Below are 22,552 nucleotides of genomic sequence, written 5' to 3' on the forward strand. Positions count from 1 at the left end.
TTGAAAGTTTGGTTTATACCAGATGTGGTATTATGGGGAGATCTTAAAAAGAGAGCCCTTCTCGTTAGTGTAATCTCTACGGTCCAGATCAAGCACCCCATATATTTCTTTTGGAATTTGTCGCCTCATTTAAAATCTTACTGGTCACGGTTAATATCGGTATTCGTGAAAAAGCCCACTAAAATGTTATTTAATTTTGCAATTTCCAACCTTTTAATGTAATTTTCTTTTAAAAAACTTTTTTAGATACAATTTGAATTATTGCAGATTGGAGTTACTAATTTTATTGTAAGTATTCCCCTTCAAGAACAACGTGAATTTTGACAATAAAAGAGGTCTTATATGGTTAAAAAACCGACCTATGAAGAATTAAAAAAAAGAGTTCAGGAGTTAGAGCGTTCAGAGAAGGCGCTCTTAGAAAATGAACACAAACTTGCAAACCATCTTCAAGAGACGCCAGTGGGTGTGCTTTCCTGGGACTTGGATTTCAAAGCTACTGAATGGAATCCGGCGGCTGAAGCAATATTCGGTTATACTAAATCAGAGGCCTTGGGCAAACATGCCACAGAACTTATTCTTCCTGAAGATATGAAAGAATTGGTTGATGACCTATTTAAGAATTTGATTTCCCAAAAAGGTGGAGCTCGCAGTACCAATGAGAACATAACCAAAGATGGCAGGCGAGTCATATGCGAATGGTACAACACAACCCTGAAAGATATTGATGGCAATGTTATTGGCATCGGATCTTTGTTTCAGGACGTCACTGAACGTATAATATCAGAAAACCATCTTCAAGAGAGCGAAGAGCGGTTTCGTATTCTATTCGAGAATGCACCACTGGGTTATCAATCATTAGATGCGAATGGGAATTTAATCGAACTCAACGAAACCTGGTGCAAATTACTTGGATATACAAAAGAAGAAGTTCTTGGTAAAAATTTTTCAGACTTCATTCACCCTGATTTCAAAGAAATTTTCAAGGAAAACTTTCCAAAATTTAAGCGTGTAGGATATATCCTGGGCATTGAATTCGAGATGATTAAGAAAGACGGATCAGAGATAATCGTTGCCTTTGATGGGAAGATCGGACACGGGGATGACGGGTCTTTTAAGCAGACCCACTGCGTTCTAAGTGATGTAAGCGAGCGTAAACGAGCTGTGGATGCTTTGCGGGACAGCGAAGAAAAATATCGTACCATGATGGAATCGATGAAAGACGCTGCTTATATATGCTCCCCTGAACTGCGAATCGAATATATGAACTCTATCATGATTGATAGGGTCGGAAGAGATGCCACTGGCGAAGTTTGCCATAAAGCCATATATGGTCAGGATAAAAAATGTTCCTGGTGTGTATTTGATCAGATTGAAAAAAATGAGCATGTTGAATATGAAACCTTAGATCCTAAAGATAATAATTATTATATGGTCTCCAGCTCACCCATATCCCGTAGCAATGGTACGATTTCAAAATTAACAATTTTTCATGATATTACCAAAATAAAAAACATAGAAGAAAACCTTCGCCAGTCAGAAAAAATGGAATCCATTGGAACGCTTGCAGGTGGCATTGCCCATGATTTTAATAATTTGCTTTACATGATTGTCGGAAATACGGAACTGGCACTTGAGGATATTCCAAAGTGGAATCCAGCATATACCAATCTTGAAGAGATTAAATCTGCCAGCCTCAGGGCAGCAGGTATTGTAAAGCAATTGCTCAATTTCAGCCGTAAGACGGATCAGGAAAGGATACCCATAGAAGCTGTCGCCGTTATAAAGGATTCTCTAAAATTTTTGCGGTCAACCATCCCCACCACCGTAGAAATTCATCAACACCTGCCGGAGGAGGATATCGTAATCCTTGCGGATTCAACCCAGATCAATCAGGCCATGATGAATCTGTGTATCAATGCTTCCCAGGCCATGGAAGAAACAGGAGGCAACCTGAATATCACGGTTAAACTGACAAGGTCTGAAACGGAAAAAACAAACGGCTTTGAGGGCCTGACCCCGGGTAAGTATCTCAAAATCACGCTCACTGACACCGGCCCCGGGATAAATCCTGAAATCATCAACCGGATTTTTGATCCCTATTTTACCACCAAGGCAATAGGAAAGGGTTCGGGCATGGGTCTTTCCATTGTACACGGCATTGTTAAAAATCATGGAGGTGCTATTTGCGTAGACAGTAACCTTGGCAAAGGAACCACTTTCAGGCTTTTGTTCCCGGTGGTGGATGAAAAGGCTGTGAATAAAACTAAAACGGCAGATGAATTTTCTTTGGGTACAGAAACGATTCTTTTTGTTGATGATGAACAGGCCATTACTGATATGACTCAAAAAGTATTAGAAAAACTGGGTTACAGGGTTGAAGCAAGGCTTAATCCTGTAGAAGCATTGGATTTATTCAAGTTAAAACCTGATACTTTTGATCTGGTCATAACCGATATGACAATGCCGCAGATGACTGGTGCTAAACTATCTGAAAAACTAAAGGAACTTCGACCGGACATCCCTATCATCATCTGTACAGGCCACAGCTCGCTAATTGATGAAGAAAAAGCAAAAAGATTTGGGATTGACGGTTATCTTATGAAGCCTGCATCAATGTCCACAATTGCAAAAGCTATACGCAACGTTTTGGACAAATAACACAATCTTTTTTGGAACTTTGGAACAAGAATAATCCCATATTTTGTGGTTGGGATGAATAATATTTTGTCACGTTGCATTAAATTATATAGACCAAATCCATTATAATAAGCCATTCTTCCGTATTAAACGATATAATATATAAAAACCACACCTGGCGGGCATATACCTGCTGCCCCAGGGCTCATATTCTAAGGCACACCCTTGCTAAAACAATTCTATGCAATGTCCGGAGCGTTTATATGAACCCGAAACAATAATGAATCGTGATTGGTGAATTATAGCCTCAGGGTAGATGCCCCGGAATTATCTAAATTAAAATAGTATCGTCAGACCAATCTTTATTTCTTTACGGGAACCAGTTTCATTGGGGCACCAAGGGTCGCTTTCATGATTTCCTTCAGCTCATACTTTACAGCTGCTGGAGCCACCGGGACAACCCGGAGATTATCAAAGGGCCCTGTGACTCTTAAGGGTATGGCAGCCATTGTCTGCAGAATGCCCCCAACCAATGGGATGTGCCCCAAAATAGTATTCACAGTTTTTTGCGGGGCCACAAGCAGCGTGACATCCAGTTGGTTCTGGATGAGATCGACTTCTCCTTCACCAATTATCGTCAACCGGTTACCATCCAGCACCAAGTTCTTATACAGCAGCTTTCCTTGGTGCAATGTGACATGGACTTTGCATTGTTTAAAACCAAAACCTTCATCCTTTAGCTGATCTTCACTCAGGATGTCCGTAAGAAGATCTGTGGCGTTGAGAAATTTAACAACATTCTGCAAAACGATATCCTGATAGATATGGCCATCTAAAATGCTCAAATCCATGTTGCCTGTTGAGGATAATAATAAGTCTTCCACAGAGCCCTGTCCCTCTATAATACCCTTTGCGTCAAAGGTCCCATCGGCTTTATAGGATGTATCCATCAAACAGTTCATTGTCGTACTTAAATGCTGGGCCTGAGCGATGGGCTCAAGGTGGTATTCAATGTTTTCCTGGGAAATTTTGATGGTGCCTGTAGCTGGAATGCCGCACAGATTTGCCTTTTTTATCTTGATGTCAACTATTTTGTCTTGAACCCTGATGTCGGCATATAGGGGCTGGATCGTTAGCGCCTTGGTTTTAAATTGCTCTGCTTTCAAACGAATGTCACCCTTAATCGGTACTAAAATCGGTGCAGAACGGGTGGGGGCGACAGATTTTTGATCGGTAGACCTGTTCTCCTCTTCAAAATGATCCATGATTTTTTTCACATCAATTGTATCAGCCGCTATATCCAGATCAAAGGTCAGCGATTTGCCGGCATCGGGGTTTATGCTTCCTGACAGGGTCAGGGCCATATCATCCCAGGACAGATCTGCAGATTCAATCTTTATCTCTTCTGGCTCTCCCTTTGCAGCAATATGATTTATCAACAGGGGAGTCCCCATGCCCAGGGGTATGTACAAATTTTTTCCATTCAGGTTTCCATCAAAACTCATATATAATGGAGTTTTCAGGTTTGCGCGGGTCCGGACCTTGCCGTTAATGGAAGTTGCCAAGGGGGAAGTTGCCAAGGGGGAACTGAACCTGAATAATTTTTCCAGGGTCGATTCATGAAGGTTTCCTTCAAAGGAAACTTCAATGGACGGATCCTTGTATAAACCTGCAAAGGAGGCTTGGGAATTTTTATCCTTAATCTTCAAATTTTTAAGAACCACCTCATTTGGGTTCACGGTTAAATCGGCTGACACCCCAAGACCGTCTTGAAAAGAGAGGTCTGCAGTGAGTTTTTGTCCCCCTTGATTCGAAACGGCAAGATGTGAGGGTGCAAAGGAAAGGGGCAGGAACTTCAGCCAATCTGGCATGTCAATTATTTTTGAGAACCAGTCAACCGTTTGCTGGCCCACCTGGCCTTCAAAGGTCCACTTTGCATCCCCATTAAAATCTGTCATATATAGTTTGTGAATACCCGATATTTCCAGGGAGGTATCATGCACGCTTATCTGTCCATGGGCATATTCTAATGTTTGAGGGTCTGCCGTAAAGTTCAAGGTGCCAATTTTCAGTGGACCAGGATCTCCAGGTAAGTTCTGAAAGACAAAATCCTCCAGATCACCGGCAATGTTAAACTGCCAGTTGCTAAAATCCTTAAGCTGCCCGTTTAACAGGACCGTTGATAATTGGAGAATCCCTTTGCCGCCACTCAAATATATAGGGAGCTTTTGTGTCTTTGCATGGGTTGAAATCCATGGCAGCAGCTCGAGCAGGAGAATACGGGAGGTTCCCGAGGTAATGCTAAAATCATTTACTCCCTTCAGATCAAGACTGCCGGAAAATCCAGAAAAGGAGGATGCCCCCAAGGAACCGGATAGTTGCTCCCATCCTATCTTATTCCCGTCATAGGAGAGGCTCCCATTGTTTAAGGAGACCAGGGTGAGCGGATAGGGAATTTTTTTGTAACGCCCGGCAAAGTCAATATCGGTTGCAACAATACCCATTTCCAGGTTGTCTGCATCACCGGTCAACTGCAATTTTCCCCTGGCACTTCCCTTGACATTCTCAAGTTGTGCCAGTTCATTTTTGAAATCCTGATCCTGGATAATACGGTCAAGGATTGCCGGAATATCCGCCATATTGGCCGTTATCCCGGTTTCAACCCGGAGCGGCATGGGATCTTTGGCCAGATCCAGCTTTAAACTGCCACTTTGAATCGATGATTTCCCCCATTGGGCCTGAATATTTTCCCCGGCCAGCACTCCATGTAAAATCTTAACATCGCCTTTAACAGCAGCCATTTCCAAGCCTGTTCCAGGAATTTTGACTATCCCATCCATCACTTGACCTTGAATGATAAAGGTGTCCAAATTTTTAAAATCGGCTGGTGTATTTGCCTGACCAGACACTGTAACCAGTGGGATTTTGCCGCCTTTTAATATATCAAAAACGGTTTGAACGGCAGTATTTTCTCCTGCTGCTGCAAGGATTGCCGAACGGGCGGAATTGATGTCAAGGTCCCTGATTTCAAGCTGCGAACGAAATTTTGGTTCTGCTTCAGAGATAATGAAACTGCCGGATACCGGCATCATATCCACTATGGCCCTTATCTGAAAGCTTAAATTTTTCAATTCATTTTTTAAATCAGCCTCAACATCATTCACTTTAAAAGTGGTGTTTTTATCATACACCAGTTCAATGCTACCCTGTGTGACGATTCCACGGGTGATGGGCAGATACATTTTTGACAGCTCGGAAATGGCATTTGATACACTTGATGTGGACGGGTCTGTTTCAGATGGGCTGGTCGAACTCTTTTCCCCCGGGGTCGATTCAGGCATGAGAATCCGAACCTTCGGACCATTGATGATCGCTTTTTTAAGTGCAACATTTCCAGTGAGCAGCGGCAAAATCTCAGGATATATTTCAATTTCCTTAACCGAGACGGATAATTGCCGGGGAACATTTATTTTAAGCGTGTCAACCACCACTTTGAGCCGGGGGAAAAAAGAGAGTTCCAGCTGTTTAAAGTCAAATTCACAATCGAACATCCTGGACACTTCACTGCGAACTTTGTTGCTGACAGCGGCGTTGGAAATAAGCTTCGGTGCAATTATTATCCCAACAGCCAGAAGGCTGGTAAGTGTGAATAAAATAACCAACAACCCTTTGGTTATTTTTGCCCTTCTTGACATAATATGTTTTCCCATGAAAAAAAATGAATACTGGGATTATTCCCTTTTATAGGCGTTTGCTTATTGGGGTACTGCATAGTTGTCCCTAGTCCATAGCCTTTGCCAATGCTTATTTTATGAGTAATTCGAGCGGTTCCTCTCTTTTTTTGCATTTAACACATTTGGCCGTCAACAGGAAAAATTCATGCTCCGGGGCCGTCAGAAAACGAAAGCCAAATTCGGTCTCGCTTGTTGGACGACCCGCTCCAATGAAGTCCTTTTACCACACTCTTCATTTATCTTGCCGATTAAAAAACCGAGGGTTTCCTGGGCAAAGGGCATTTTTCTAAAGGTCTCTGGCAGTGGAATCAGAATTTTACCACTGTTGTCAACCGTCCTGTAAAAAAAAGGATACTATGTTTCAATATCCCGTCAGAAGGGCGTATTAAAAATAAATATATTTCCATATTGTTCAAAGATCGGGTGGTGTGAAGTTAAATAATGGGAGTGGGGATAGTGCTTCCGCCTGGTGTTAATTTGGTCCGATAATCTTCCAAATACCGATTCTCATCTCGCGCCCAATATAAGGATTGAATATCAACAGCTCTTAACAGAACCTCTTCTCTGGCATCAGAAGCCTCCGCCAGAATATCACCCATGGGGCCAACCAGTTTGCTTTTTCCACAACTGTTATTACCAACGGTATTAACGCCCAAAATAAAGACGGTATTGTCCAAGGCACGTGCTGGTAACTGGATATCCCAACGCCGCGATGCAGAGACACTCCATACGGAAGGGCAAATAATCAATTCCACGCCTTCCAATGCCAACAGCCGTGATGGTTCGGGAAATTCCATTTCATAACAGATCAACACTCCGATTTTTGCCTGCTCTGTTTCAAAAATGGGGTATTTTATTTCACCTTTTTTAAAGATTTCGCTCTCGCGCCCCCATAAAAGGCTTTTGCGCACAACACCCAATAGCTCTCCATTCTGATCGATAATAGCCGCTGAAATAAACAATTGATTTTCGGGGCCTTTTTCTGCGAAAGAACTTATCACCACGGCTTTTGCACGTCGAGCTTCTTCTCTGAGTTGATTAATAGTAGGCCCATCTCTTGTTTCAGCCAATTGTTGAAAAACCTGTTTGGACAGATAGTAACCCGTGGTCCAGAGTTCAGGAAAAACGATTAAATCGGCTTCCTGACCGAGTTGTCGCATGAACTGGATCCCTCGTTTTAGATTGGCCTGAACATCACCTAAGATAGGTGTGATCTGGATGGCAGCGACTTGAAACATTTCTGGAACTCCTTCTAATCGAGCAGTTATAAAAATCGATTTTTACAATGGTTTTTCTGCAGTTGGTGAGTTTTACAAATTTGATTAACTTCAGACTTAATTGGTTAAGGCTATCACAAAATAACAGTTCATTCAAATCATATTTCCGAGGCTTTTATAAAGCAAATTGATAATAGAAGGGTATTTAATTAATACCCGACGTGCTTTAGAAAGTCCTTTAATCTCTTTGTGGTCGGAGATTCCAGGAGTGTTGTTGGATCACCATCTTCTGTAATTCGACCTTCATCCATAAACAAAAGCCTGGATCCTGCCTTACTGGCAAAACTCATTTCGTGGGTAACCACCACCATGGTAATGCCTTCCTGGGCAACTGCCATCATCACATTGAGGACCTCTTCTCGTAATTCCGGATCAAGGGCTGATGTGGGTTCGTCAAAAAGCATAATTTTAGGTTTCACTGACATGGCCCTGGCAATCGCTACCCTTTGTTGTTGACCTCCGGAAAGCTGGGAAGGATAGTGATCGCCTCGATCTGAAAGTCCGACTTTTTCCAGGAGACGTTTGGCAATGGCATTGGCCTCGCTCCGGGAAGCTCCCCGAACTTTTTTCGGACCGAAAGCTATGTTTTCCAGAGCGGTCATGTGCGGGAAAAGGTAGAATAACTGAAATACCATTCCGACTTCCTTACGAATTTCGCGGATCTGTTGATAATTTTCGGGCAGAGAAATGTCATTGACTATTAATTCTCCTGACGTGATGATATCCAGCCCGTTGATACAGCGCAACAGGGTCGACTTGCCGGAACCTGAAGGTCCGACAATGACGACCACTTCTTTTTCTTCTATCGTTATATTGATGTCATGCAAAACTTCCACTTTGCCAAAACTTTTGTTGACATTTTTAAATTCGATGAGACCGTTCATGTTGCTTTCATCCTTTTTTCGATAATTTTCAGAGACAGAGCCAAAGCTGTTGTCATGATCAGGTAACATACGGCAACCGCAGACCATACCTCCAGAGCCCTGAAATTACTCGCCATGATTTCCTGACCTTGACGTGTCAGCTCCCCAACACCGATGACAATAAACAGTGATGTGTCTTTCATGCTGATGATAAACTGATTGCCTAGGGATGGAATGGCGCGTTTAAAGGCAATTGGGCCTATGATGTTCATAATTAATTGCAGTCGGCTTATTCCCATGGCCAGACCGGCTTCAACCTGCCCCTTGTTTACGGATTGCACTGCACCACGAACGATTTCAGCCATATAGGCACCAGCGTTTAATATGATCGTAATAATAGCGGCAGTCAGAGCATTAAAGCGAATTCCCCTTACACCGGTGGTCACTTCAATCAGCATCGGCAGGGCAAAGTAGATAAACATGGCCTGAACGATGATGGGTGTCCCACGAATCAGTTCGATATAGACAACGGCAAGTTTTTGAACAACGATACTAAACACCCGAAAACCCCCATAGCTTTCGCCGCCTATTGCACTAGTTCCGGCAAGTCGGGAAAGCCCGGCCAAAGTTCCCAGGATCAGTCCGCCGATGATACCGATAATGGTTATATACACGGTTAGCTTGGCACCTATGAGCAAAGAGGGGATCGCTTCCACTATGTATTTAAATTCAAAACTCATGATGTTTCCTTCGTATTTTAATTAATTACAAATGTGAGGTTTTAGAGCCCTGGTTGTAGATTTATTAATTACCAGGGCTCTAAGTAACCGTCGTTTTAATCTATCGACTAATTGGTAGATAGATCTGGATATTCGGGGATCTTTTCGAATATCGGCTGTGCGTTCTGCTGAACAACGGGGTCATTTGATTTTGGCAAATTATTCCGTCAAAGGTGGACAACCATTATTCCGGCGCTGAGCCGAACCACTTGATATAAATCTTGTCGAATTCACCGGATTCCGTCAATTCCAACAGGGCAACATTGGCTTTATCACGCAAAGCACTTCCCTGCTGAAAACCGATCCCGTAATAAGCCGCCTTTACATTGGCACCAACCCATTTGACTTTGCCATGGCCTGCAGTTTTGATGAAGTATAGTACATTAGGTGTGTCATGCATAGCTGCATCGGCACCGCCAGTGACCACTTCCAGATAGGCCTGGCCGATATTTGGGAACTGGACAATTTTTTTCGTGCCCAGGTTCTTTACATAATCAACAGTTGCCGTTCCAGTTTTCACAGCCACAACCTTGTCTTTGAGGTCGTCCGGGCCTTTAATGTCTGTGTTTTCGATTCGTACCATAACTTTTAAGCCAGCTCTGAAGTAAGGATGTGAAAAATCAATGGCTTTTTCTCTTTCGGATTTAATTGTAATGGCTCCAAGAATCACATCAAGGTTGCCAGTGGTCACTCCTGGGATGAGCCCGTTAAAATCCATTGGGACTAGCTCATACTTTACGTTTATACGTTTGGCAATCGCATCCCACAGATCAACATCAAAACCTGTATAATTGCCGTCCTTGCCTTTGAATTCAAAAGGCACAAAAGCTGTATCCACACCCACACGCAAATCGGCAGCATAAGCGAAACTACCAACTGTCAAAATTGCCAATGTTGTTAAAATTGCTAATAACCATTTGTGTTTAAATGTTTTTTTCAATTTATCCTCCTTTAAATTTTGATAATGTGATCCTCCCCCCCAAAAACTGTAATTGAGGTTAAGCCACTTTTCTCATTTTATGCCATGCCTGCTCACTGTGAGCAGGCATTTTCCAGCCGTTGGCCTCCATTCCCTGGAGATGGGAAACCATGTAAATCTGTATGTTCAAAGGTTTGGTTAAAAGGGGTTGACCCGTATTGAAGGCAGACTAACGCATGGTCCGATTCCCATTGTATTTACCAGAACAGATACAGGCTCGACCACGCCAATTGCATAGGCGATTTGAACTTCGCATTTGCTTGCCAGTTGTGCATTCTTGGTAATATAACGGGTAAGACTGCTTATCAAAAACAAACCGCCCAGGTAATTGAAGTGACATTTCCAAAGACAGCTATCCGTTGAGGATAGTCTCTTTTGCTTGGACGATTTTAATTTGATGTCACGCCTAAGGTGATTATTCTAGTAGTATGAAGCTAAGGAATTAATTTGAAACCATGCTGTTCGGGATGTCTTCCTGTTTTTTACCTACGATGGCATAATATTCGAGGGGGGTTCCGTCTTGACACAATCTATGAACATAATGCTTTTTTGATTTTATATCCCATACTCCGCTTCCCGTCATATCTTGAATGAGCTTGGAAAAGCCTGTCTGGTCCTTTTCGGAACAGAATTCATCTTTAATATTAAAGGCGATCCAACCGGATTTGTTTATTAAATTGTAGGCTTCTGCAAATGCATGGGGCGGTATATCACCGAACCCCAGAGCTGCAACCAGGGTCATGCAGTTCAAAGATTCATCTGTAATACTTTTTTCGACATCAGAAGGCAGTCTGGTTAAATCTTCTACAAAATAATCCGCATAAATACCAGGCCGGTCCCGTTCTGTAGCCATAGCCGCCTCTTCAAGGATATCAATACCGAATACGCTCCCCACCCCTACTGAAACCAGCGCCTCACCAACCATGCCGTTACCGGCTGCCACATCAAGTACTTTAAGATTGGATATTTTCTGATTTGCACCTTCCACCGCATTGACTAACTCTGAACAAACAACTGCAGGAGAGTCACATTTATAGTTTTCATAAAAAAGGTGTTCATAAAGGCCGGGAATTTTATAAATTTCATCATAATCATGTGCCCGTATCTGCACCTCTCTGCCATCATCACATGTGATAATAAATTGCTCTTCTCCCTGTACAATTTCACAGGTCGTTCTCGGGATTGACATTGTAAAACTTGGATCGTCCATTTTTTCTCCTCCATTTGTTTTTTGCACACTTCTTGAGCCCTAAGTTCAAATAAGTAATAAACTTTTTTACGTCATCATCTGTTTGCATTGAAACCCCGAATACAGATAACTTGCCTCACAAAATTGAGGCGTTTGGAAGTTACAACCATTTTAAAAAAAACATTTTACTCTAAGTATTAATCTTGTCAAATATCACTATTTTACATAGAATACTTTGTATTAAATAAATTCAAAACACCTTTTCCAGCACAACAAAGTCAAGATAGAAAAAATAGTAATAAAAGTAATAGATCTGAATAGCACCATAAAATAGAATTAATAATTAAGCAAGTTATATAAGAAATCTATTTTTATTTCATTTCAAAAAACATCTTTATCCATAGTAAAACTTTTATCAAATTTCATTTTATGAAAATAATTAGAGAAATTTTTTCATAGTATTCTATCTAAACTCTGACTATATTTTTCATAGTATTCTATTCGAATTTGGGGCTGTTCACACCTTTAACAAGCCAATTGGCAATGAGATTTTACTTTCTGCAAGGAAAGAGATTCTTTCCTAAAATGAATTTTTATTAAGATTATTTTTTGATAAAAAAAGCGAACGTTTTGTCTATGAAAAGGCTCTATTTTACAACCTTCTCTGGGTGCGTACTGGTATTTCAAGTCATGGGTGAAGTTTTAATTCGGGGTATGTTTGATAATACTATAATTACTCTCGAGGAAATCGGGTCAAATTATTAAATTTTTTTTGCAATAATATCCAGATTTTTGAGGTACGGTTTTTTAGAAATCTTTACAAATATAATTTGAATTGTTAAGTCTTTGAACAATTATGACTAATGTAAGTTGTGTCGAATCAAGGACGACCATGCCGAGCCAATTACCCAACACATTTGAAGCCAACACTAAACCAAACTCAAACCTTTATTTCAAGAAACTGACCTGGATGATTGTAGTGATTGGACTTATTATTTCATCCGGCACAGCCATCTATATCAAATCGAGCATAGATATCCGAATAGAAGAGGGGTTTGTGAATCAATGTGATGAGATTGGCGTTAAGATTTCAGAAAGACTCGATGACCATAATCGTATCCTTTTGAGCGGAAAAGCCTTGTTTAACGCATCTGAAACAGTTTCTCGGGAAGAATGGTATGTTTTTACTCATCAACAGAACCTTGAAAAACAACTTCCGGGTATCCAAGGAATTGGATTCTCGCTTTTGATCCCCCGTCAAGGGTTGCCCCAGCACATTCAAAAAATCCGTCAAGAAGGATTTCCAGACTACAAAATTTATCCTGAGGGTGATCGAGAGAATTATTCTTCTATAATTTATCTGGAACCTTTTTCTGATCGTAACCTCCGAGCTTTCGGTTATGATATGTTTTCAGAACCTGTGCGTCGAAAAGCCATGGAACAAGCGCGAGATACAAATATTGCCGCACTCTCTGGTAAAATAACGCTGGTTCAGGAAACTGACAAACAAGTACAAGCCGGAAATTTAATGTATGTCCCAGTATACCGAAAGGGTATGCCCATCACGACCATAGAAGAGCGTCGTAATGCAATCGATGGATGGGTCTACAGTCCTTACCGGATGAACGACCTGATGGAGGGAGTCCTCGGTAAAAACTATTTTAAGGAAAAAAAACAACTTTATATTCAGGTCTTTGATGGGTTAGACCCTTTGCCTCAAAACTTGCTGTATACGTCAGTGGATAAAAAATCTTTATCAAATATTGAATTCAAACGACAGGCCCAAATTAATTTTAATGGCCATTACTGGACATTAATCTTTGAACAACCTGTCGGCCAGATTGTTCATGAGCAATACCTTGCAGCCTGGCTTGCTCTTGTCTGTGGCACTCTGATAACCTTACTTTTGTTCATATTGATCCGTGTTTTATTAAAAGCCCGTGAGAAAGCACTAATCCTGGTGGACAAACGGACAAAAGAACTTTATGTGAGTGAGAAAAATTTCAAGAAAATGGTGGAGATACTACCAGTGGCTATATGCTCTTCCGTGGGCATAGAACAGGTGTTCGATTACTTGAATCCCACGTTTGTCAATTTGTTTGGTTATTCCATAGAAGAAGTCCCTACACTAGAATATTGGTGGCCTTTAGCCTATCCCGATAAAATATATCGCCAGCAAATTTCGGAGGAATGGGCAAAAAGAATTCAACATGCAATCGAGACACAATCGTCAATTGAGGCGATGGCGGCAGAGGTTACTTGCAAGAATGGTTCGAAGAGGAATATTTTGTGGGGTTATATTACTGGTGAAGAAAAAAACTATACGTTCGGTATTGATTTGACTGATCGTATCACCGCAGAAAAAGAACTATCAAGGACAAAGGAACATTATAAACTTCTGACCGAGATATCACCATCAGGGATTTGGATGACTGACGCATTAGGAAACAATACTTATGCAAGCCCCAGATGGAGTGAGATAACCAGCATCACGGCAAGCAAGGCAAAAGGTACAGGCTGGTCAGAAAAAATCCATCCAGATGATAAAGAAAAGATCTTCAACGAATGGAAGAAATCAGCTATTACGAATACCATGTATCAGTCAGAGTTTCGTTTTGTCAATTCGAATGGCAAAATCATTTGGGTCTTGTGTATCGCATCAGTGCTTAAGGATCATGGGGAAATAACGGGTTGGATTGGGACCATAACAGATATCACTGCCAGAAAAAAGGCAGAAAAAGAAAAGCAAGATTTGGAGAAACAACTTGTTCGTATGGAAAAAATGGAGGCTTTAGGCCTCCTGGCTGGTGGTGTTGCCCATGATTTAAACAATGTTCTTTCAGGAATTGTATCTTACCCGGAACTTTTGATGATGGGCCTTCCCAATGATCATCGTTTTCGAAAGCCTTTGGAGTTGATCCACAGCTCAGGGCTACAGGCATCTGCCATAGTTAACGATCTATTGACTCTTGCCCGGCGAGGTGTAATGGCTACTGAAATAGTCAACCTGAATAATATTATTATGGATTACTTAAAGTCTCCTGAACATTATAAACTGTTATCTTATAATAATGTTGTAATTGAAACCAACCTTAATAAAAGTTTGGCTAACATAAAAGGTTCCGAAATCCATTTGCGAACAACCATTATGAATCTGGTCTTAAATGCTGTGGAAGCCCAGACATCAAGAGGGAAAATTATAATCTCTACTGAGAACCAGCATATTGACAAACCTATACCAGGATATGAATCAATAAAAAAAGGAGAATTTGCTGTTGTTACAATTGAAGACAAGGGAATCGGGATCAATGCTAAGGACCTGCAAAGGATATTTGAACCATTTTATACAAAAAAAATAATGGGCCGTAGCGGAACAGGACTTGGCATGTCGGTAGTATGGGGAACCGTTCAGGATCATTACGGTTATATTAATGTTGAAAGCATCGAAAACAAAGGTACAAAATTTTATTTGTATTTTCCGATTGTAAGACAGCAAATTGAAATGAAACAAGAACCACACCTTGTTGAAGAATACCTGGGAAATAAAGAAATCATTTTGATTGTAGACGATATAGAGGAACAAAGACAGATTGCCAAAACTATCTTAAAACGTTTGAACTACAATGTCGTATCTGTTTCAAGCGGGGAAAAGGCTGTTGAATATTTAAAAAATGACTCTTGTGATATTATATTATTGGATATGATAATGGATCCAGGTATTGACGGGCTTGAAACTTATCAAAAGATTAAAAATTTAAAACCTGATCAAAAAGTGGTCATTGCAAGTGGCTTTTCAGAGAACGAGAGGGTAAAAGAAGCCCAAAGGTTAGGGGCCGGACAATATATTAGAAAGCCATATTCTGTTGAAAAGATAGCTATAACAGTCAAAAAAGAACTTGAAAAACATTAATCTGCAGAATTAATATTATTTAGCTTCAATTGCTTTTCTATCCATAATTTTAAAGACTCAGTCCGGGCAAAATTTGGGAACCCCAATATGTGGTATATGATACTTTTTCAGTTTTGAATTTGCAATTCAATTATATAACCCTCAACCTCTGTCACAAGCCAATCTTTCACTATAATTTTTATAATATAAAAAACGTGCCTGCCGGTCATCTGCCTGCTCCCCTATGTTTCTGCATTTCAAGATAAACAAGCTGACCTATTACAATTTTTTCATTGGTCATCATGGACAAACCGGGGGACAGCCGCAAAGCCCTTTATTTAGAATTGTTTTTGTCCGGCTGCAATCATTTCTTTTCTTATCCTTTCGCGCCGGTATCCATTATTGAAACATAAGAGCTTTTGACCCATCCATAGCTCCTGTCGGGTAACTGCACATAAAGCCAGTCCGCAGAACTTGACTGGACTATCAGCAGATCACCAGAATGGACCAGGTTTTGTACAGGATGACCGAAACCCGGTCCGGACCGGACATTCAGGGCTTTAGCCACCACCATGGCCTGGGTACCGGGATGAATTGAATTCACAACCACTACCGGCTGGGGAGTTTCCACAACCTGATAGCCTGCGGGTATTTTACGATAATAAATATCGTCAAACACATAATAGGTAATACCCGCCATCACAATGAGTGTTGCTGCCAAAGGCAGGCCCCCCAACACAAAACCTCTTGGCGGACGGGTGTGGACGTAACCGCCCCTGCCGGGTTTATAAAACCGGCCTTGGTGAACCACATAATGCTTATTGCCATGACTTACCCGCTTACTTCCCCTGGGAGCCTGTTTATAAAAGTCCCTGGAAGATTTATGGGGACCTGCCAGGGCATTGACCGGGGTGACAGACAGGGTTAAAAACACCAGAGATACTGTGATGACGATGATTTTATTAAACATATTGTTTGATTTCATGCCTGTTTCCTTTAATAAAGGGGTTACTTTTTTGCCAAGTTAACAATACCAGATTAACAATACCAAATTAATATAGCAAAAGCCATGCCACAAACGGCAAAGCCCTATCTGGCCTTTAATAATACGAGGAAACATATTTTTTGTATCGTTTCCACCCTGGATCAAAGATAAAAGTGTATATAAAATACCCAATCCGGAGGGGAGGAACATAGATCGTGTGAGGTCTATCTTTTCCCAAACCTTGCCCAGCCCATGTTTTGAGGGAGAGTATTACTGGATTGGATAGTTTTTACTCACCCGGATTCTCTTTTGTGTATAAAAAAGACTCACTACCCAAGGCATTTAGTTTTTCAGTGGCCGTGGCCATGGTAATTTTTTTATGGCAAAATAATGATTGTAAAAAACAATTGTATACCGTATACCGTACACACGTTTTTTTTTGCAACAGGCCCGATTGAACTGCTGTGTGACATTAATTTACTTTTGTTGAGGATCTTGGAATGAAAGAAGAATTTTTACTAGGAAACGGTGCCATTGCTCTGGGGCTGCTCGAGGCCGGATGCCAGGTCATGACCTCATACCCGGGTACCCCCAGCTCGGAAATTTTACCCGAGGTGGTGCGGTTTTCAAAGGCTGCCCATTTAAATACGGCCATTGAATGGTCCATAAATGAGAAGGTGGCCTTTGACAATGCCTTTGCTGCTGCCATTTCCGGCAAGCGGTCGGCCTGCTGCATGAAGATGGTGGGCCTGAATGTGGCGGCAGACTCGTTCATGTCCGCTGCCTATATCGGGAACATCGGCGGCCTTGTTATTATCAGCTGCGATGACCCCGGACCCCATTCCTCCCAGACGGAACAGGACTCCAGATTAATGGCACGCCTTGGCAAGGTGCCGGTGCTGGACCCGTCCAGTCCTGAAGAAGCTCGGGAGATGATCCGCTTTGCCTTTGATCTGTCCGAAGAATTCCAGGTGCCGGTGCTAGTTCGGCCTGCTATCCGGATCTGCCATGCCCGGCAAAATATAAAATATGGTGCCCTTGAAAACAATCTGACCCCTGCCGATTTCAAGCGGGACCCAGCCCGCTGGGCTTCTACTCCGAAATTTCGGTTTATCCTGCACAAAGCGTTGAATGAAAAACATCTGCAAATTGCAGAGAAATTTAATACCCTGACCCCCTTTAATCAACACAATCTAAAGCAAGGAAACTATCCCTTCGGGGTTGTGGCCGGCGGGATTCCAGCCTTTGTGGTGAGAGACCTGTTTGAAGAAGCGGGCAGAGAGGATATTCCGGTGTTGAAGCTGGGAGCCCCCTACCCCTTTCCGGAACGGTTGGCCGATGAATTCATGGATGCCTGTGACAAGGTGCTGGTCATTGAAGAGACCGACACGGTTATTGAGTATATGCTCCGGGACAAACGCAAAACCCTGGGACGATTGTCCGGCCATGTGCCCATGGAAGGGGAGTTGGTACCGGAAAAAATTGAGACTTTGCTGAACAAGGCCTTGATTGACTGCGGCCAGGCCCCTTTGTCCCATGGGGACTGCGGGAAAGAAGCCTTTGATCTGGTGGCGGATTTGGGACTGCCCATTCGAAAACCCACCCTTTGTCCGGGATGCCCCCACAGGGCCTCTTTTTATGCCATTCGAAAGGCCGTGCCCAAGGCTATTTTCCCCTCGGATATCGGGTGCTACACCCTGGGCAGCAACCTGGGAGTGGTGGACACGGTCCTGGACATGGGGGCCGGGATTACCATGGCGTCAGGGTTCTGGAATGCCTATATCCAGGATGGGGTCAGAAAACCCATTGTGGCCACCATTGGGGATTCCACCTTTTTCCATTCCGGTACCACAGCCTTGATCAATGCGGTTTACAATGATGCAAGGTTTGTTCTGGTCATCCTGGACAACCACATCACGGCCATGACCGGGATGCAGCCCTCCATTACCCAGGCAAATCTGGTGGACGGAAGGCAGGGAAATCCCATCGCCCTTGAAAATATTGTGCGAGGATGCGGGGTCAACTATTTAAAGGTGGTGGACCCCTATGACACAGAGAGCATGATCCAGACGGTAAAGGATGCCCATGCCCATGCCAGCGACCCTGAAGGCGGTATTGCGGTGATCATTTCCCGACACCCCTGTGTAATCGGGTTCAAGGATGCCATTCCCGAAAAAATTGAGGTAAGGGTCACTGATGCATGTAATGACTGCGGATTTTGCCACCAACGATTTGAATGCCCTGCCCTGATCCGGGACGCGGACAGAAAAAAGACCATGATTGATCCGCTTCTCTGCGTCCAGTGCGGGGTTTGTCTGACCATCTGTCCCCAGGGTGCCATCGAAAGAGTATGAACAACCGAGGAGAAAATATAAATGAAAACGACTAATTTTGTATTGAGCGGGCTAGGGGGCCAGGGGATATTATTTATGACCCGTGTGCTGGCCATGACCGCTTTGAACAAGGGGTTTGATATATTGGGAGCAGAAACCCACGGCATGGCCCAGCGGGGCGGGTCCGTGGTATCCCACCTAAAAATAGGGACAGCAAAGTCCAGCCTGATCCGGGCTGGCGGGGCTGATTTTTTATTGTCCATGGATGAATCGGAAGCCTATCGGCACCTGCCCTACCTGAAAAAAGGGGGGATGCTCTTTGCCAATGCCGGGACCCATGCCTTCCCGGATGAGCGGGTGGCCCCCTATCTTTCCAAAATGCAGATTGTCCCCAGGGCCATGGAGGCAGGCAAGACAGCAATGGATATGGGAGCTCCCAGATCGACCAATCTTGCCATGATTGCCTTTTATTCTAGTTTCGGGGTGGGACCTTTGAATGCAGATGAGCTGAGGACAACGGTTTCGGCCATCAGCCCCGGGTCCTTCCAGGCCTTGAACCTTAAAATCTTTGATACCTGTTATGAAACCGGCAGGGCCATGTTGGACAGTTAGGTTAGGAAATTGAAAGAAAACTTTTCAACCGAGGATTCACATGAAATTAGATACTAATTTTAAGGAAAGAAATTCCCTGGGCCAGGATGTATTTGAATATTTAAAAAACGCCATCATCGACCAGACCATTGAGCCAGGGGCAAGGCTTGTGGAAAGCAAAATGGCGGACATGCTGGGTATCAGCCGGACCCCCCTGCGGGAAGCTCTGCACAAGCTGGCCCTGGGGGGCTGGATTGAACGGCTTCATTCCGGCGGATTTCAAGTGGTCACCCTGACCCAGGAAGACGTTGAGCAGACCTTTGGCATCAGGAGCGTGCTGGAGGGGTATGCGGCAAGGCTTGCTGCGGAAAATTATCAGGACAAGGACCTGATCCCCCTGGAAAAAAACATCAAAGAATATGACAAGTGTCTGGAATCCAAAAAAAACTGGGACAAACTTCAGGAGATCAACACCCAATTTCATGACCTTCTCTATGCCTTGAGCAAAAATCCCAAACTGATCACCATGGTCAACCAGCTTCGGGCACAGCTGCCCAGCGTTCACCAGATTATCCTCAACCAGGAGGAGGCTGTTCTCAAGAGCAATGAGGACCACATCGACCTGCTCAAAGCGGTTAAGGACAGGGATGGTGATGAAGTTGAACAGCTGCTCCGGGCCCACATCATCAAAGGGAAAAACATGGTATTGGCCCAGCTGGATCAGGCAGAAAAAAACAAGAAAAAAGCCCAGAAAAAACAGGACAGTTAATAAAAACACAATGGAAGAGGGGCCGGCAGGGACCGGTTCTATCCTGACCATACCTTAAGGGAGCACCACATGACAAAACATTTTATGCCTGTCTTCACGGATATGGAGCAATTGCAGGCGCATCAGCTTGCTGGACTCAAATGGACCACTGCCCATGCCTGGGAGGGATCTGCCTTTTACAGGAAGCAATTTGAAGGGGTCGGGCTTTTGCCCGGGGATATCAAGAGTCTGGAGGACCTGCAGGGCCTTCCTTTTACCACGGGCAACGACCTCAAGGAAGGGTATCCGTTGCCCCTGCTGTCGGTGCCCCAAGGGGATGTGGTGCGTATCCATGCCTCATCGGGTACCACGGGCAAACGAAAGGTGCTGGCCTATACCCAGAAGGATCTGGATGTCTGGTTTGACATGTTTGCCAGGTGCTATGAGATGGCCGGGCTCACCCGGGAGGACCGGGTTCAGATAGCTGTGGGCTACGGGGTATGGACGGCGGGCATGGGATTTCAGCTGGGATGTGAACGCATGGGTGCCATGGCCATTCCTGTGGGACCGGGGAACATTGACATTCAATGCCAGTTCCTGGTGGACCTGCAGCCCACTGTATTTTGCTGCACTGCCTCCATGGCCCTTCTCATGGCCGAGGAGATCAATCGCCAGGGGATCCGCGACAAGATCAACCTGAAAAAAATCATCCTGGGATCTGAACGGTGTTCCTGTGCCATGCGGGCAAAAATCAAGGACCTCATCGGCCTTGAGGACATGTTCGACATCACAGGCATGACCGAACTTTACGGACCCGGGACCGGGCTTGACTGTTCCCGGCATGAGGGGATTCATTATTGGGCGGACAAGTATATTCTTGAAATTTTGAACCCGGACACCCTTCTGCCCGTTGAGAATGGTGAAATCGGAGAGATGGTAATCACCACGCTATGCAAGGAGGCGACCCCGCTTATCCGCTACCGGACAAGGGATCTCACCCGGAAAATCACCACGCCTTGTTCCTGCGGTAATATATTTCCCATGCACGACAAAATCCTGGGCCGCTCAGATGACATGATCATCCTCAAGGGGGTCAATATCTACCCCGGCCAGGTGGATGAAGTCTTGTCCGCCATTCCCGAAGTTGGCAGCGAATACCAGCTTCATCTGGAACGAAAAGAAGACGGCAAGGAATACATGACCATACGGGTGGAAGCTGCCCAGGGAGTTGATCCCGGCCACACCCAGGAGGTTCAAGCCAGACTAAGAAAATTGGTTCACTCCAAGATCATGGTCAGTTGCACGCCTGATATCTGCGCCTATGGTGATTTGCCAAGATACCCGGGCAAAGCCCAGCGGATTTTTGACACAAGAGACGAATGAAAAACCGAGGGCTGACGGGGTCACCCCGGGGCCATAATTTTATGACGGAGGATACACCATGGTAAAACGATCATTTTTAAAACGGTCCATTTTAAAACGAGTGGGGGGGTCGACAATCCTGGGGTTGTTTTTGAGTGTCACCTGCCTTATTGCCCTTCAAACACCGGTACTGGCCGGCGCCATTAAACTCAACTATGCCAATTTCCCCCCTGCCCCCACCTTCCCCTGCGTTCAAATGGAGCGCTGGAAGGTGGAAGTGGAAAAACGCACCAACGGTCAGGTTCAGATCAACACCTTCCCCGGGGGAACCCTCCTGGGCGCCAAGGGGATGATGGACGGTGTTGTGGCGGGTCAGGCCGACATTGGAAACATCTGCATGGCCTATCAGCCGGGCCGGTTCGTTGTCACCAATGCCACCAGCCTTCCTCTTGGAATCAAAGATGCCAAAACCGGCAGCATGGCCCTTCTCAAACTTTATGAACGCTACAAACCCAAGGCCTTTGAAAATGTGGTGGTCCTGGCCATGTTCACCAATGCCCCGGGCAACGTCATGTCCAAGGTTCCGGTCCGCACCTTAGAGGACATGAAAGGGTTGGACCTGAGAGCTTCGGGCGGCGCCGCCCAGATCCTGAAAGCCTGGGGAGCCAATCCCGTTGGCATGCCCATGCCGGCAACGGTTGAAGCCTTGCAGAAAGGCACGGTCAAAGGGCTTTTCTCTTCCCTGGAAGTGATGAAGGACTCTAAATTTGCTGAAAACTGTAAATTTGTCACCATGACCCAGACTGTTATCTATCCTTTTTCCGTCATCATGAACAAAGGCAAATGGAACTCCCTTCCCGCCGATGTCCAAAAAGTTATGATGGATCTTAAACAAGAACAGTCCCTGTGGACCGGCACTTACATGGATGACCATATTAAGCGTGCCATTGCCTGGTCAAAGGAATCCAACAATGTTGAGTTTATCTCCCTTTCCGCCCAGGAGAAAGCCCGGTGGGACGGCAAACTTGATTTTATCACGGAAAACTGGATAAAAGGCGCCAAAGAAAAAGGGCTGCCGGCCGAAGAAATTATCAAGGATATTAAAACCTATATCCAATAACCCCTTTGTTATCTTCCCCTTTGCAGACAGCGCTTGTCTGCAAAGGGGTTTTTGGAGAGACCGTTC

15 protein-coding genes are annotated in these 22,552 nt (G+C 44.0%); 7 read left to right on the forward strand and 8 right to left on the reverse strand.

The features are described from left to right. Positions 1–342 precede the first annotated feature (342 nt). Complete coding sequence (locus ACZ45G_RS15135) at positions 343–2,658, forward strand: PAS domain-containing hybrid sensor histidine kinase/response regulator (RefSeq protein ID WP_464179540.1); 2,316 nt, start codon at positions 343–345, stop codon at positions 2,656–2,658. A gap of 341 nt (positions 2,659–2,999) precedes the next feature. Here ACZ45G_RS15135 and ACZ45G_RS15140 read toward each other — a convergent pair whose 3' ends face one another. The 7 genes from ACZ45G_RS15140 to ACZ45G_RS15170 all read right to left on the reverse strand — a co-directional run bounded on the left by ACZ45G_RS15140 (position 3,000) and on the right by ACZ45G_RS15170 (position 11,479). Further along, the gene (locus ACZ45G_RS15140; RefSeq protein ID WP_464179543.1) at positions 3,000–6,332 is read right to left on the reverse strand and encodes a hypothetical protein; all 3,333 of its coding nucleotides are present in this window, start codon (positions 6,330–6,332) and stop codon (positions 3,000–3,002) included. Positions 6,333–6,805: 473 nt separating this feature from the next. Next, a complete protein-coding gene (locus ACZ45G_RS15145; RefSeq protein WP_464179545.1) occupies positions 6,806–7,609 on the reverse strand; it encodes a nitrilase-related carbon-nitrogen hydrolase in 804 nt (267 codons plus the stop codon). Between the two features lie 188 nt (positions 7,610–7,797). Then, positions 7,798–8,532, reverse strand: coding sequence for a glutamine ABC transporter ATP-binding protein GlnQ (gene glnQ, locus ACZ45G_RS15150; RefSeq protein ID WP_464179547.1), 735 nt, complete (start codon positions 8,530–8,532; stop codon positions 7,798–7,800). Continuing rightward, a complete protein-coding gene (locus ACZ45G_RS15155; protein WP_464179550.1) occupies positions 8,529–9,251 on the reverse strand; it encodes an ABC transporter permease subunit in 723 nt (240 codons plus the stop codon). The genes glnQ and ACZ45G_RS15155 overlap by 4 nt, the downstream gene beginning before the upstream one ends. Before the next feature lie 223 nt (positions 9,252–9,474). After that, entirely contained in the window at positions 9,475–10,230 is a 756-nt protein-coding gene (glnH, locus tag ACZ45G_RS15160) for a glutamine ABC transporter substrate-binding protein GlnH (RefSeq protein ID WP_464179552.1), read from the reverse strand. Between the two features lie 177 nt (positions 10,231–10,407). Then, positions 10,408–10,584 carry a methionine adenosyltransferase domain-containing protein gene (locus ACZ45G_RS15165; RefSeq protein ID WP_464179554.1) on the reverse strand — a complete coding sequence of 59 codons (177 nt, stop codon included), beginning with the start codon at positions 10,582–10,584 and terminating at the stop codon, positions 10,408–10,410. Between the two features lie 127 nt (positions 10,585–10,711). Continuing rightward, positions 10,712–11,479 carry a methyltransferase domain-containing protein gene (locus ACZ45G_RS15170; RefSeq protein WP_464179556.1) on the reverse strand — a complete coding sequence of 256 codons (768 nt, stop codon included), beginning with the start codon at positions 11,477–11,479 and terminating at the stop codon, positions 10,712–10,714. Positions 11,480–12,350: 871 nt separating this feature from the next. Here ACZ45G_RS15170 and ACZ45G_RS15175 point away from each other — a divergent pair. Then, positions 12,351–15,368 (forward strand): CHASE domain-containing protein, encoded by a 3,018-nt coding sequence (locus ACZ45G_RS15175; protein WP_464179559.1) that lies wholly within the window; start codon positions 12,351–12,353, stop codon positions 15,366–15,368. A gap of 355 nt (positions 15,369–15,723) precedes the next feature. Here ACZ45G_RS15175 and ACZ45G_RS15180 read toward each other — a convergent pair whose 3' ends face one another. Beyond that, the gene (locus ACZ45G_RS15180; RefSeq protein ID WP_464179561.1) at positions 15,724–16,332 is read right to left on the reverse strand and encodes a DUF6515 family protein; all 609 of its coding nucleotides are present in this window, start codon (positions 16,330–16,332) and stop codon (positions 15,724–15,726) included. 500 nt (positions 16,333–16,832) lie between these two features. Between ACZ45G_RS15180 and ACZ45G_RS15185 the strand changes: the two genes are divergently transcribed. The 5 genes from ACZ45G_RS15185 to ACZ45G_RS15205 all read left to right on the forward strand — a co-directional run bounded on the left by ACZ45G_RS15185 (position 16,833) and on the right by ACZ45G_RS15205 (position 22,486). Further along, positions 16,833–18,686, forward strand: coding sequence for a thiamine pyrophosphate-dependent enzyme (locus tag ACZ45G_RS15185; RefSeq protein WP_464179563.1), 1,854 nt, complete (start codon positions 16,833–16,835; stop codon positions 18,684–18,686). Between the two features lie 21 nt (positions 18,687–18,707). Continuing rightward, entirely contained in the window at positions 18,708–19,277 is a 570-nt protein-coding gene (locus ACZ45G_RS15190) for an indolepyruvate oxidoreductase subunit beta (protein ID WP_464179565.1), read from the forward strand. A gap of 40 nt (positions 19,278–19,317) precedes the next feature. After that, on the forward strand, positions 19,318–20,025 hold the full coding sequence (locus ACZ45G_RS15195; RefSeq protein ID WP_464179567.1) for a GntR family transcriptional regulator: 708 nt from the start codon (positions 19,318–19,320) through the stop codon (positions 20,023–20,025). 69 nt (positions 20,026–20,094) lie between these two features. Continuing rightward, the gene (locus ACZ45G_RS15200) at positions 20,095–21,387 is read left to right on the forward strand and encodes a phenylacetate--CoA ligase family protein (protein ID WP_464179570.1); all 1,293 of its coding nucleotides are present in this window, start codon (positions 20,095–20,097) and stop codon (positions 21,385–21,387) included. 58 nt (positions 21,388–21,445) lie between these two features. Then, complete coding sequence (locus ACZ45G_RS15205; protein WP_464179572.1) at positions 21,446–22,486, forward strand: TRAP transporter substrate-binding protein; 1,041 nt, start codon at positions 21,446–21,448, stop codon at positions 22,484–22,486. Positions 22,487–22,552: the final 66 nt, after the last annotated feature.

The organism is Desulfoconvexum algidum, assembly GCF_055382125.1.